This is a genomic window from Sphingobium indicum BiD32, from assembly GCF_000382885.1.
Taxonomy (GTDB): Bacteria; Pseudomonadota; Alphaproteobacteria; order Sphingomonadales; family Sphingomonadaceae; genus Sphingobium; species Sphingobium japonicum_C.
Genome location: NZ_CAVK010000081.1, coordinates 1 through 14,127 on the forward strand (window position 1 = coordinate 1; position 14,127 = coordinate 14,127).

General features: G+C 59.0%; 8 protein-coding genes, 1 tRNA gene and 1 pseudogene. 2 read left to right on the forward strand and 8 right to left on the reverse strand.

The window, feature by feature from the left end; translation table 11 throughout:
* From EBBID32_RS23560 to EBBID32_RS08890, 8 genes and pseudogenes are all read right to left on the reverse strand, one after another.
* Positions 1–2,131 (reverse strand): RHS repeat-associated core domain-containing protein (locus tag EBBID32_RS23560; RefSeq protein ID WP_037489904.1); only part of this gene is annotated, 2,131 nt, incomplete at its 3' end.
* Positions 2,128–6,240 carry a hypothetical protein gene (locus EBBID32_RS24845; RefSeq protein ID WP_231382155.1) on the reverse strand — a complete coding sequence of 1,371 codons (4,113 nt, stop codon included), beginning with the start codon at positions 6,238–6,240 and terminating at the stop codon, positions 2,128–2,130. The genes EBBID32_RS23560 and EBBID32_RS24845, both read right to left, overlap by 4 nt.
* 92 nt (positions 6,241–6,332) lie before the next feature.
* Entirely contained in the window at positions 6,333–6,602 is a 270-nt protein-coding gene (locus tag EBBID32_RS08860; protein WP_006954345.1) for a hypothetical protein, read from the reverse strand.
* An 8-nt stretch (positions 6,603–6,610) separates the two neighbouring features.
* On the reverse strand, positions 6,611–6,949 hold the full coding sequence (locus EBBID32_RS08865; protein WP_006954346.1) for a hypothetical protein: 339 nt from the start codon (positions 6,947–6,949) through the stop codon (positions 6,611–6,613).
* A gap of 1,510 nt (positions 6,950–8,459) precedes the next feature.
* Positions 8,460–8,900: pseudogene (locus EBBID32_RS08875) on the reverse strand (transposase); the annotation flags it as partial.
* A gap of 248 nt (positions 8,901–9,148) precedes the next feature.
* Positions 9,149–9,223: transfer RNA gene (locus tag EBBID32_RS08880), tRNA-Glu, on the reverse strand.
* 313 nt (positions 9,224–9,536) lie between these two features.
* A complete protein-coding gene (locus tag EBBID32_RS08885; RefSeq protein ID WP_006954351.1) occupies positions 9,537–10,325 on the reverse strand; it encodes a SapC family protein in 789 nt (262 codons plus the stop codon).
* Between the two features lie 113 nt (positions 10,326–10,438).
* Complete coding sequence (locus EBBID32_RS08890; protein ID WP_006954353.1) at positions 10,439–11,881, reverse strand: FAD-binding oxidoreductase; 1,443 nt, start codon at positions 11,879–11,881, stop codon at positions 10,439–10,441.
* 77 nt (positions 11,882–11,958) lie between these two features.
* On the opposite strand from EBBID32_RS08890, the gene EBBID32_RS08895 reads away from it, so the two are divergent.
* The gene (locus EBBID32_RS08895) at positions 11,959–12,393 is read left to right on the forward strand and encodes a hypothetical protein (RefSeq protein ID WP_006954354.1); all 435 of its coding nucleotides are present in this window, start codon (positions 11,959–11,961) and stop codon (positions 12,391–12,393) included.
* 136 nt (positions 12,394–12,529) lie between these two features.
* Entirely contained in the window at positions 12,530–13,948 is a 1,419-nt protein-coding gene (locus EBBID32_RS08900; RefSeq protein WP_006954356.1) for a DEAD/DEAH box helicase, read from the forward strand.
* Positions 13,949–14,127 lie beyond the last annotated feature (179 nt).

The following is a 14,127-nucleotide window of genomic DNA, read 5'->3' on the forward strand; positions in this document are numbered from 1 at the left end:
TGACCGGATCGTTTGCGACATAGGCATAGAGATTGAACTGGTCATCATACCCGACCGGATCGGTCTGGAGGAACCGCCCCAGCTTGGGCGAATATACCCGTGCCTTGTAATGGTAGAGCTTTAGCTCCGGGATCACAATCTGCCCGGTGTACGCGAACCGCCCCACATTGCTGGATGCCGGGTTGCCCCACTCATCATAGCTGTTAACGAACAGGCTGTTGCTGCCAAGGTCGCTGATGGCGACAATGCTGCCTTGCTGATCTGCGCGCAAAACCCGGCGCGCCGTTAAACCCGGTCCCTCATACCAGAGCAATGGCTCATCGGTATTCGGGCCATGAACGTAGCGGTCAAGCATGGTCCCCGCACCGTCATATTCCGCGACCAATTCGTCCCCATCATAAAGGAACCAGGTTGTCGCGCCCGCCGACGTGGTGCTGCTCAGCCGCCCCATTGGATCGTAGGTTAGCGCCGCGTTGGTCGCGCCCGTGGCGCTGACGAGGCGATTTTCCACATCGTAGGCGTAGTTTGTTCCGTCAGCGAACGTCAAATTGCCGTTGAGGTCATACGTCGGGCTGGTCGCTCCCGCCGTCGTATATTGGTTCAGCCCGTTTGCCGTATAACTGCGGTTGGCATTGAACTGGCTGCGCACCGCATAGGCGTCGTTGCTGATCGTTCGCGTCAAAGCTTGGCTGGCAGCATTGTAGGTGGATGCGCAACTGGGGCTCATAGTGCCCATGCAGTAGGTGACATCGCGATCGGTGCCCGCCAGATCATGGGTGATCGACGCCAGCCGCGACAGCGCATCATAGGCGTAGATGGTGGTGCCGCCACTGTTGAGTCGGGAGCGTTCGCCTTCGTTGTTGTAAGTGATGGTGGCGACGGTAGATCCAACCCGGCGGACTATGTCCACCCGGTCGATACCGTCATATTCGAAGGTGAATGCGTTTCCTTCAGGCCATGTCAGTTGGATGCGATTACCGTTGGCGTCATATTGATGGCTCAGGGTCCGAGTCGCGCCGCCAAGACTGTTGGCGCTGCTCGTCAGGCGACCGGTCTTGTCATAGACATTGTTAATACCCAACCCGCCAACAGACACAAATTTTGCCGTGAGTTGCAGCCCGCGAGGATCATAGCTGTAGTAGACGTCGGCTGCAGTGCCGCCGGGAATGTCCTTCACAGACATTCGATTTGCCGCGTCATAGCTGTAGTTTATGGTCTGGCTGCCAACAGGCTGACCTTGTTCGCTACGCTTTCTCAATGACGTCCGGTTGCCATTGGCGTCATAGCCATATTGTTCATAGTCGGTAGTAGAAGCGCTGCCTGCTGTAGCCAATGCCGTAGTGGGGGTAGCGGGATCGAAGGCGCTGGGCCGTGTCATGGATGGGAAATACCAATGCGATTGGCGATCGAATCCGTCATAGGCGAGCTTCGCTTTGTTGCCGTTGGCATCAATGATAAACTCGCGCTTGCCATTGGGCGTATTGCCCGGCTGGATCAAACCGGTGGAGGGATTTAACCAGCCATAGGTGACATTCGCCTGCTCATGAGGCGTTCCTACCGCGCGACGCAGCTGTAAGACCTGACTGGCCGTATCATATATGGTTTTGGCCATACGATCCGGCCCGTTGGTGCCAGCGGTACCCGCTGTGCAGGCGTCTGAGCCGGTCGCCGGAATGGCAGCCAAATTCATGCGAACTGCCGAACAAAGCAGCCGATCGTCAGCGTCGCTGGTCATTTGCGTGACCGTCTGGATCGAGCCGCCTGCGGTCACACGCTCCTCGACCTGGTTGCCTGCTGCGTCATAGCTGTAGCTGACCGTTTTCCGTATGGTGAACCCGGTCCAGGTAGAAGGAACAACGCTCTGGCTTTGCCAAGCGGACAAGATGCCCGTCTCAACGCTTATCAACTGTCCGTCGATATTATAGCTATAGCGCTCGGCTGGATAATAGGTGGCGTTCCCGTCATCGGGATAGGGCGATATCTTGCCGACCAGGCGACGTTCGACGTCCCAGCGATAACCGGTTTGGAATGGTGCTGCTGCGGTCTGTGCCATGGCTGGCGCGGCCGTCATCGCAACCGGGAGAAACGAGAGCGCAAGGGCGGCAAGGCGGCGTAAAGCGAGGCGGCTCATGGGCAAGTCCCTCCGCCACGCGGCGATCTGTCGGAAATGATGTTTCCTGCATCATCGTAATCGAAGCATGTGATTAGGTTGAGGCCGCCATCATCGACCGTGATCTGTGTGGGTACGAGCTTGCGGACATTCTGGAGGCTTAGAGGCGCGTAGGTCGAACTGAAGGTCTTGAGCGTGTAGCCATAAGTCGTGGTCGTAGTTCCACCCTGCACAGCCTCGACCTGCGTGAGTGGCAGATAGATCGGCCCTGAACTGACGCCGTTGAAAGGATCAAAGCCTGTAAGACCTGATCCGTACCCAAAGGTCACCGACGGGCAGCCGCCGCCCGTGCTGATCTGGCAAGCTGTACCAGCGCTGTTCCAGCCTTGCCGCACCGACAGGGGCATGCCTGTGGCAGCATCCCATCCATAATCCGAACGATAGCCGCGCGCGTCTATTGTGTAGATCGGCTTGTTGCAGGTGATGATATTGGCGCAGGTGGTTATGGTCGCGCCTTCCCCATAGGCCGTGCTGGTCACAAGGTCTGCCAGTCCCGATCCCGGCTTCGCCTTCTGCGTCTGGGTGATGAGGTTGCCGCGCGCGTCATAGCCGCTTTGTGTCGCGTTACCTTCGGGTTGGGTCACCAGTTGCGGACGACCCCACTCATCATAAGCCGTAATGGTCGTGCGCAGCAGCGGATCAACCGAGCGGATCGCCTGCCCATATTGGTCATAATAGGTGACATTGCCCCAACTAGGCGTCGCTGCTTGCACCGGAGACAGAGCCTCTGAACGGAACCGGGTGGAAAAATAATTCCAGATGTTTCCGCGCAGATTGATGAAGCTTCGCACGTTACCGTCATTGCCGTAAGTGACAACGATGTCGGCCCCCGCATTGCTCGGCTTGTAAATCTGGCCCAGTCCTGACGTCGTTCCAAACATGCCACCGACACCTGTATATCCGACATACCATGAATTGCCGGTCGGATCGACGACGTTGCGGAGATAGGAGACATATTGAAGCTGCCGCATGGGCGGGGTTTTGGTCCCGGGTGCGCAACGGGCACCATCTGGATCAACAGTGAGCTGCCAGCCCACTTGCGCGTCCATATCGAATTTGACCTGCCGACTGGGCGTAATATAGCTTATTTTTGCGGGGTAAGGCGGGTTATAATAAACTAGACCACCATTAACCTGACAGTAGGGGAAGTCGGTTGCGGAGCCAAAATCATAGTCCTGACTTTTGATCGCTGCGCCGAGATTGTTATAAGCCCGGAAAAGATAGTGGACATCTGCTTGCAGGGTCGAGGTATAGGCGGCATTGATCTTGATACCATTGGGAAATGCCCACTCGCTCATATAAACATATTTTCGTGTGTAAGCGCTCGCGATGCCGGGAGAAGAAATGTCGACCGGGGTCGCAGATAAGTCGGGATAGGTACGCACCGATCCATCTCGGTCCGTGAACGCGATACTGGTATCGAGATAAAGCCGCCGGTTGATGATTCCAACGGATGGCGATCCGGTCATCGTCAGGGTCGAACCATCCGCTTTCGCGCTCACGAAATTCCCCGATGCCTGCCGATAGAAGGCATGGTCGGGGTCGAGGCCACGGCTAACGACGATGCTGTTATTGATGGTCTGATCGGTCAGCCAAGAGGCTGTCTGCAAAGCAGCATAGAGATGTTGGGCATCCTGTGTGGTCGTGAGATCGCCCATTGCCTGGATAGCCACAAGCGCGCTGGCGACCGCTTGCGCACCGCCATTGCCCAACGCCAGTTGACCATCGTTGGACATGGTCGCGACCTGATACCAGTTACTTTTCCAGCCCATGCCAAAGCCATAGTTGGTTTGATCGCGCTGGGAATACACGCGCTGCAGGCCAAGCGATCGAGGGAAATCGCCTGCGCCGTCTGTGAGGTCAGGGGCCGGCGCATAGGATAGCGCCCCGCTTTGCCCATCGACGCTCAGCGCTGCTCGGATAAAATCCTTGCTCTCGACCTTGGGCGCGTCAGGCTTGCGGACAGGCGCTGCATCGGTGCCTGTTTGGACAGGCACGCCGACCCCGGCCTTGAGGATGCTTCCACGTCGCTGGTCGTAAAGCACAAGCGCAATGCGGTCAGGCACAGACCCCGCTCCAGCGGATGGACGCCAAGCTAGGAAAGCGGAGCGCGTCAATTCGCTCGCCGTGCTTCCCGGCCCAGATCCTTCCCACAGCCTGCCAGTTCGATAGAAGGTAGAACTTCCTATCTGCACGGTGATAGGAGGCTGGCGAAGAGCGCCACGTTGGGGGATCAGCAGCGAATAGCCTTCCGACACATAGGTCGATGCCGCGCCCGTCGATCCACTAGGATAGCCCACAAGCGAACCTTGAACGCTGGACCATGCAGGGCTGGCCGATGGGTTGGCCAGATAGGTCGTGTAAGTGCCGGCCGATGTCGCGCGCGTATCCTGCTGGGTGACAAGGCTGAGCGCCGCCATGTCATAGACGGAATCGGTCTCCTGACGGGGCACCGCGCCTTCGGCATAAGACAGCCCAAGACCCGCGGTGTAAGCCGCCGTCACATCCGATGATGTCGTTCCTGCCTTACCATAGGCGCTCACGGCTGCCTCGAAGCTCAGCGAAGGGTTGGTGGACAGGCTCATCGTATTAGGCGGATCCACGTTGAAATTCACATTGTCGAGCACATGGATGCCAATCAGGTCATGCACCTGAAAGACCGACGATTGTGCCTTACCCGCAAGGTCAAGGAAACTGGAATATTGACTGGCGATATTTGCGATCGTTGGACCAAAGGTGAAATCGGTCGGTCTGTTAGGATCAGATCGGATTAGGGCAGCGACAGGAGCCATACGCTGGGACACGCCATCACCGGTAAAGCCCCAATCATTGGACACGAAGAAACGACCGCTGGTGCAAACCTGCGACACAATTTGGCGGCTGATCGTTCTGTCGGCATAACCGCCTGAGTTGGCAGCATAGGGATGATCAATGTCGATAGACGCCGTCGCAGGCGTAGCGGCTGTGGACTTGTTGCTCAGATATTGATCGCAGGGATCAAGGAAGCTCGACGCGATGACCGGCGAAGGAAGCTGGCTGCCCTTGATGAACTGGCCACCGGAATAGGAATAGGAGAAGCTGAGTATCTCCCCGCCATCGACATCGGCAAAATAGGTGTTGTACGATGCGCCGTTCAGCTTGACGGTAAAGGATGTCCGGAAGACGCCCGGTATCTGGCCGCTCCAGCTTCTGCTGGTGGCGGTGACATAAGGCAAGCTTGTGCGCCGATCCTCCGCCGTGGTGTGCGCAGTGATGATGTCGTCACCCACGACAGCTTGCGCGCGTTTGCCTGCGGCATTGGTAGAAATGTAGCTCTCAAGGCTTGCCCGATAGTCTGCGAGCTTCGCGCGGAAATTGGTGATGTTGAAGCCATTGACGGTTGTGGCTGTAGCGCCGCCGCCAGCACTCAGCAGGGTTGCCTGATTATAGCCCGTCTGAGTTTGCCAGTTCAGTCCCGCAGCGGTGCTGCTGGGCTTGTAGCCGGGATCAAACAGATAGTTAGTCCCCCCGATCGTCACTTGCACCCATATGTGCAGCAACGACACGGTGAACGATGAACCACTTCCCGTCACGGTAGCAGGTATGCCCCCGTTGGCCAGGAATTTGGTCGCTACGGCAGCCTCACTAATGCCCGTCCAACTCGAAAATTGCGCCGCAGTTAGCGATATCGTGCCAAGTTTGTATACAGGGTTGTAGCCCTTGCCTGCGACGGCATCCGCTTCGCGCAATGTATCGACCATGAATTGCGCCTGATCGAAAGCCGAGCCATAGCCATCCAGCACGACCCCTCTGGCCCCTTTTTGAAGGCCGAAGACCGGGGTCAGTTTGATATTATCGCGCACGAAAGCGTAGATAGTATCAACGTCGTACCGTAGTGCTCGCGCCGCTTCGGCCACTAGCGGGTCACGGGTCGTAGGCGGGGTCGGGCTGGTTGGATTGCCGTAGTAAGCGAGCGCGTTTGACGGCGACACGAGGGGGGCTGTGGGAATGACGACTGCTGGGTTAGCCGCATAGACAGGCGCGGCCTGAATGCTCAGTAACGCCGCTGCCGCGCATGCGGTCAGCAGCATTCGTTTGGCTGAATATGGGGCAAGGAACAAATTACGCGCCACAGGCTGGCCTCCTGCCATTTTCGTTATGAGATAGGCTCTGAAAGGGTGCTTCAATTGTCCGGCATCGGAATGACCGTAAGACCATTTAGCGGGACGACCACGACCTTGTTGGCAGACCCGGTCACCTGATATGTCGTGCGATTGTCAGCCCGATCATAAGTCGTGCTCATCTGCGCGCCGTTGTTGACCGTGCCGGTGGTGCTGGCGTTGGTGAGCCTGCCCAGCGCGTCATAGGTGTAGGTGGTCGTGCTGGCCGCGTGGGCGACACCGGAGGCACAGCTAAGAAGCAAAGCCCCGGTTCGGATCATCCGTAAATTCATGCCGCACCTCATTGGTTGATATTGAAATAATCGACTTCTTCGGTGTCGCCCCACGAGACGCAGGTTGCCGTCCCGTAAACGTTGACCGACACTTGCCGGGCATAGGCTGTAAGCAAACCGGCCAGTTTGGCCTGTCCGGCGGCTGTCGATCCGTTGAACCCCCAGCGAGCCAGGCTTGCACAAGCGGGACGGGTTGTGCGCGGGCCGCTCACGTCGAACAGGATGACCCCATTACTCATCGTGGTGACATAGGTGATCTGTCCGCCGGATGGCTGAGAGGCGATGGCAGCAGAAGGTGTCCAGATCACGCCTGACAAGGCCAACAGTCCCAAAGCGCTGATTTTCATTTGGCCCCCTAAATTCCAATTGTGATGGCATAAACGCAGCCTCAGTTGAGATATGCCCCCACCAGATCAGTCCGAGACGTGGTGCAGTTGACGCTATGGGCGGCATAGCGAACGGTCATTGTGCGCTAGTTTCCCAATGCGGCCAGTTGCAATATTGTGATCAAAATTCGACTGGAGATCATGCCACTACTCACTAATTGATAGAGAAATCGAGCATGTTGATTTTTTCTCAGCAGATGCGATGAGCATTGCCACAAAGAATGGCAAATGCAGACCATGTGGTAACAAACGAACCAGCTTGGCCAATTGGCTGATGTGACCAATTATTCGATCAGGGGGTGACGGTGATATAAGATACAGATTCGCGGTTGGAATTGGTAGTATCGCAGGTGCCATTGCCTGCCACAAAGACGAGTTGTTTACTGGCCGCAGCGGTAAGTATGGCTGCATACATGGCTTTAGCCTTGTCCGTTGCTGGTGTGATGATTGCCCACGTAGTGTCTGTTGCGCACGCAGGCCTGGTCGAGCGAGTTCCGGCAGTCTGAAAGACGTATCCGGAGTTGGTGCTCATATCTGTCGCAACCAACGTAACCAATCCAGGCGAAGCTTCGCTTGCATGAGCGGGGTATAAGGACATGACAGAGAATATAGAACAGGTCGCGCCCGCCAACATGCGCATGAACAAGTGTGGCATGAGCAAATCTCTCCCGATAGATCATAAGATGATCATGCAAAATCCAACATTGCAAGATGTCATTTTTCCAAAGTGGAGTTATATTTGCGACTTCTGGAAAATATTTCCTGATTTCTCTTTCTCAAACGTTTTAACGGGGATGGTAAATCAGGCGATAGCGATATCCGATATTACGCATAGTGCATTTCCGAACGCTTGTTCGATGCGTTCCTGCAAAACAAGCTGCTAACGCGATGATAAGCGCACAGAGCGAAAATCCAGCTTTCGAAAGCGGGCAACAGAATGTGCCGGGAACATAGACACTCTTCTTAATCCATCCATATAGCTGTGGTTATCGACACCCCGTCAGCGCCGCATCCGCTGACCCATGCCCGCACGGGGCGATTCAGCGAACGGGCGGTAAGAACGGTCGCCCGCATCATGTCCCCGTTGCTCACGCTGTTCTCAATTCTGAACGTGTTGGGATTGGTACAGGGGTAAGGATTGTTGAAGCCTGTCCCGCTCACATCTGTCCCAGCGTCGCGTGCACCGATCTGGGTAATTGTCATCTGAGTCGATATGCCAGGACCAGCATAGGCAGCCGTTGCAGAAAGCAGGGCAATCAATGCGATGTTCAGCTTTGAGAAGTGCATTCGCATGGTTTTTCGTTCCCAAAGGATATGATCTATTGATGGATCGGCGAAATACTGGAGAAAATTGTCAGTTGAAATCCTACATTGCAACAGAAATGATTGGCGCGTTTTTGATCCATTTTGGACTGATCCGATGGTGGCAGGTTGAGGCGGTCCCGCCTTCTTGGACCGTTTGGCGGCTGAGTTAGGCTAATCCCGGTTGTAGGTATGCCGCCCGTTTGATCATCAGATCATGGCGGGCCTGCCCCCCATGATCTGATTGCCCGATCCGCCGATAGGCCTCTGCCGGGGTTGTCCCAGCAAGGCCCGAGTGCGGATGCTGGGTGTTGTAATAGGTGATCCATCGGCCAAGGCCAGCCCGCAGCTCCAATCCGGTCTCGAAGGCGTGGAGATAGACGCACTCGTATTTCAGGGAGCGCCAAAGGCGCTCGATGAAGACATTGTCCATCCACCGCCCCCGGCCATCCATGCTGTTGCGGACATCGGCGTTGCGTAGCGCGCTGGTGAAGGCTTGCGACGTGAACTGGCTGCCCTGGTCGGTGTTGAAGATGTCGGGCATGCCGTAGCGGGCCAGCGCCTCTTCCAGCGCCGCGACGCAGAAGTCTGCGTCCATCGTGTTCGGCATAGTGGAATGACAGCTATCCCAAGACCCTTGCTCCAAACCGGACATTCGCCTTTCGGCCAAAAATTGCAGGACAAACGGGTGTTTCTCAGGCTCTCTGGAGCAAAGATGATCGGAAAAGGAGCGAATTGCGTCCCGTGAGGTTCCGAATCATACCATCAGGCCCCACAGAAAATGTGGGAATAGGCGTGGTATCAGTTTCAGAGATTTATCAAATTACCACGCCAAATCAATACGATAAATCGCTTTACTGGTGACCCCTACGGGAATCGAACCCGTGTTTCAGCCGTGAGAGGGCCGCGTCCTAACCGCTAGACGAAGGGGCCATCAGCCGCATTGGGCGGCTGGCAGGGGCTGGGCTTTAGGAAGGCGCGCGTCGCGCGTCAAGGAAAACCGCGCCGCTGCCAGCATCGTCGCCCAAAGGCAGAACCCAAGAAAAAACCGCCCCATGCAGAGCATGGGGCGGCCAAGGTTCAGGGAGGAGACGCCTCCAAAGGGGGGAGGCGCCCATACGATACACCCGAAAGGGGGGCAGGTGCATCGCATGTTCACTAGATAGGCCAGGTCACATTCCGTTTCAAGAGGAGATGCAATCGCTTTTCTATCAATTATTTGCGCCGTTCCGGGTTAACTTCCGGTTCAAGCTTCGACGGGCTGCGGCACGGCGGGCAGGGGGATCGGACCCTTGCCCAGATTGACCTGCGCCTCGAAAATATCGCGCATCAGTTGCAGCGAGAAGAGATGGGCATGGATCAGCGGCAGCATCCCGCTCTGGTTGATCTTGCGCAGCTGGTCACCGCGCAGGTCGCGCAGCTTTTCCTCGTTGATCATGCGGAAACCGCGATAGACGAAGGGCTGTTCATTGCCCGGCGTCTGGATCGCGACTTCGCCGTCCATCAGCAGGTCCATTTCCCGCAATTCGCGCACGAACTGGCCGGTACGGGCCGCCGCCTGCTCGAAATCCTCGCAGAATTTCAGCACGCCCTGGGTCAGCTCGCTCGGCTTGCCATCCTCGAACAGGGGCTGGCCATCCTCGAACGCGCCGATCGCGGGGCTGGTCGGGTCGAAGCACAGCGACAGCTCGTCCGTGTCGGGACGCAGCTTGGCCAGCATCCAGGGATAGCGGCGGACATAGGCGGGGACATAGGATGGACCACGCAGCTTGCCTTCGTCATCGACGAAGATGTTGACGCCTTCATTGAGGCCCATCAGCGCCAGCGGCACCGAATCCGCGCCGGCCGAAAAGATGATCGGCACGAAGCGCTGGGCAGACACAAATTCGTCGATCGTCAGCGGAATGGCGTGCTGGCTGGTCAGGAACGGTGCCGAATCGACCGCCTTGCTGCGAAAATCGGCATGATCCAGGCTGCTCAGCGGAATGAGGTCATTGTAGAAGATCGGCAGGTTATTCGCGGGCGCGCTGGCCATGATCCGGTATCCATTCTGTCAAAAAGCGATGCTGTGCAGACGCATCGCCGGGCGTAAAACTGGGAGAGGGCGATAAAGCCCCGCGCACCGGGTGGCAATTGCTTTCACATATACTATCCAAGCTCGTCGGGCAGGGGGATGAGTTTCCCCGGATTGAACAGCCCCTTCGGATCGAACGCGGCCTTGATCGCCCGCAGCGCACCGATCCGCGCCGGACCCGCCAGCCGTGCCAGTTCCGCCCGCTTCATCTGGCCAATGCCATGTTCGGCCGAAATCGATCCGCCCGCCGCGACCACCGCGTCATGGACGAAGGCGTTGATCGCCTCTCCCTCCGCCGCGATCCAGCCTGGTCCGTCGACTGTCCCCCTGGGCGCGCGGACATGAAAATGGACATTGCCGTCGCCCAGATGGCCAAAGGACGACGCCGTCGTGCCGGGAAATTGCGCCATTGCCGCATCCGCCGCTTGCGTCATGAAAGCGGGCATCCGCGCCACCGGCACGCTGATGTCATATTGCAACGCCGGTCCCTGCGCCTTTTCCGATTCCGACAGCGATTCGCGGATCCGCCAGAAAGCGTCCGCCTGCGCCTCATTGGCGGCCACCACTGCGTCGATGGCGATGCCCCGATCGAACGCCAGCGCCAGTGCGCCCTCCAGCCGCTCACCCGGACCCGGATCGCGCAAATCGCCATGATCCACCTCGATCAGCACATGCCAGGGCGTCCGCGTCTCGATCGGGCTGCGCGTGCCGGGGATATGCCCCAGCACGAAACCCAAAGTCTCGTCGGCAATCACCTCGAACCCCTCGACGCTGTCGCCCAGTTCCGCCTCGGTCAGCCGCAGCAGCGCCAGTGCGTCGGCGGGGGAGGCGACCCCGACCCAGCCGACCGCCCGCGCTGCAATCGCCGGGACCAGCCGCAGCGCCGCCGCCGTAATCACGCCGAGTGTCCCTTCCGCACCGATCAATAGCTGTTTGATGTCGTAGCCCCGATTATCCTTTTTCAGCGCGTCCAGCCCGTGGAAGATGCTGCCATCGGGCAGCACCGCTTCGATCCCCTCGACCAGCGCGCGCATCGTCCCGTGGCGCAGCACCTGCGTCCCGCCCGCATTGGTCGACACCAGCCCGCCGATCGTCGCGGACCCTTTGGCCCCCAGGCTCAGCGGAAAGCGTCGCCCGGCCGCCTGCGCAGCATCATGCAGGTTGCTCAGGATCACGCCCGCCTCGCCGATCGCCAGATTAACGTCCGCGCTCAGGCTGCGAATCCGGTTCATCCGCCGCAGCGACAGGATCAGCGCCGATCCGTCGGCAGGCGGCGTCGCGCCACCCACCATCGACGTATTGCCCCCCTGCGGCACCAAAGCGACGCCTGTTTCTGCTGCCAGCGTCACCAAGGCAGCGACCTCCTCAACACAGGCAGGCGACAGGATCGCCGCCGCCGCGCCATGATAGCGCCCGCGCCAGTCGCTGACCCAGGGCGCAATATCGTCCGGGTCGGTGATGACGCCCTTGGGGCCAAGCAGCGCTGCAAAGCGCGCAATGATATGCTGTCCAATCATGGGACGCACCTATCCCCGGAATTCATCGACTGTTCAACCACGGGTCGATAGCGTCCGATTCCCAAAAGGGGTCCGACTTGGTTCATTCCATCCTGCTGCTGATTGCCGCCACGGCGGCCGACCCGGTTCAATGGGCGCAACTGACGATCGAGCAGCGCGTCATCATGCGCGTACCGATGGCCCGAAAGGGCAAGGCACCCGCGCGCATCACCGAAAAGGCGGCCGATGCATGGGAAGAGAAAAAGGGGCCGCGCTGCGTCGCCCTGCGCTCGATTCGCGCTGCTGCCATAGTCGTGCGTAACGGGGTCGATCTGATCCTTGCGGACCAGCATCGCTATCGCGCCCGGCTAGCCAAAGGTTGTGATGCGACCGCTTTCTATTCCGGCTTCTATGTCGAACCGGACGAGGATGGATCGCTCTGTTCGGGCCGCGACGAGTTGCAGGCGCGCAGCGGTACAAGCTGCGCCATTGACAGCTTCAAACGGCTGATCGCTGCCGAACCCGACGACTGAGCGCCGCCATCGGGCAACTCCAACCCGTCAAACCGCGCGATTTCCTTGACAAGCGGCCGATATTTCCGCAATGCGCGGCCGATTTCCGTCTCGCTATCGTGCTGGACGGACAAGCCTCCTGTTCCCGGACCATTGAATGACTTTTGCCGATCTCGGCCTTTCCGACGAATTGCTCAGGGCCGTAACCGAGTCCGGTTATGATACGCCCACGCCGATTCAGGCGCAGGCGATCCCGTCCGTCCTGATGATGCGTGATATCATTGGCATTGCCCAGACGGGGACGGGCAAGACCGCCAGCTTCGTGCTGCCGATGATCGACATCCTGGCCCATGGCCGCAGCCGCGCGCGGATGCCGCGCTCGCTCATCCTGGAGCCGACCCGCGAACTCGCCGCGCAGGTCGCGGAAAATTTCGAGAAATACGGCAAATATCACAAACTCTCCATGGCGCTGCTGATCGGTGGCGTGTCGATGGGGGATCAACTCGCCGCGCTCGAAAAGGGCGTGGACGTGCTGATCGCGACGCCGGGCCGGCTGATGGACCTGTTCGGTCGCGGCAAGATCATGCTCAACGGCTGTTCGATGCTGGTCATCGACGAAGCCGACCGGATGCTCGACATGGGCTTCATCCCGGACATCGAGGAAATCTGCACCAAGCTGCCCGCGCAGCGCCAGACGTTGCTCTTTTCGGCAACGATGCCCCCGGTCATCAAGAAGCTGGCCGACAAATTCCTGTCCAACCCCAAGTCGATCGAAGTCGCGCGGCCTGCCAGCGCCTCGATCAACATCACCCAGCGGCTGGTGAAGGTCGATTCGCGCAAGAAGCGCGACACCCTGTCCAAAATGCTGCGCGAGGCGGACGTCACCAGCGCGGTGATCTTCTGCAACCGCAAGACGACGGTACGGGACTTGAACAAGAGCCTGCAACGCGACGGCTTCAAGTCGGGCGAAATTCATGGCGATATCGACCAGGGTTCGCGCATCGCCGAACTGGAGCGTTTCCGCGCCGGCACCGTCAACATTCTGGTCGCGTCGGACGTCGCGGCGCGCGGGCTGGATATCAAGGGCGTCAGCCATGTGTTCAACTATGACGCGCCCTGGCACCCGGACGATTATGTCCACCGCATCGGCCGCACCGGCCGCGCGGGTGCGTCTGGCGTTGCCTACACCTTCGTCACCGAAGCGGATGCCGAAGCGATCGACAATATCCAGAAGCTGATCGGCACCAAGATCGAGGTCGTCGGCGCGGCGCAAGCCATCGCCAGCGCCGAACCGGTCGAGGAAGCCGCCCCCCGCGCGCCAAGGGGCCGCAAGCCTCGCGCGGCAAAGCCGGTCGTCGAAACCCCGGTCGCGGAAGAACCCGCCGCCGAAAAGCCCCGCGCAGCCCGCCCACCCCGCGCGCAAACCTCGCGTGAGGAAGCCCCGGCCCGCCCGGCCGTCGCCCCCCGCGCCGAAGCGCCCGCCCGCCAGCGCCGCAACGACCATCAGGATGATGGCCCCGACGAAGGCTGGAACGGTCCTGTCCCGGAATTCCTGAACTTCGGCTTTGACGCCTGACTACTAGGGCGGACGGGCTTTGCTCTGCCCGCAATGAGCAAGGCCAGCAATGCCCACCTACGTCACCCCGGACCTGATCCGGGGTCTCGCTTTTTTTGCGCGAAGAAAAGCGGGATGCCGGGTCAAGCCGGGCATGACGAAAGGGGGAATGGCAATGAACGACCAATGCAGGTAATAGG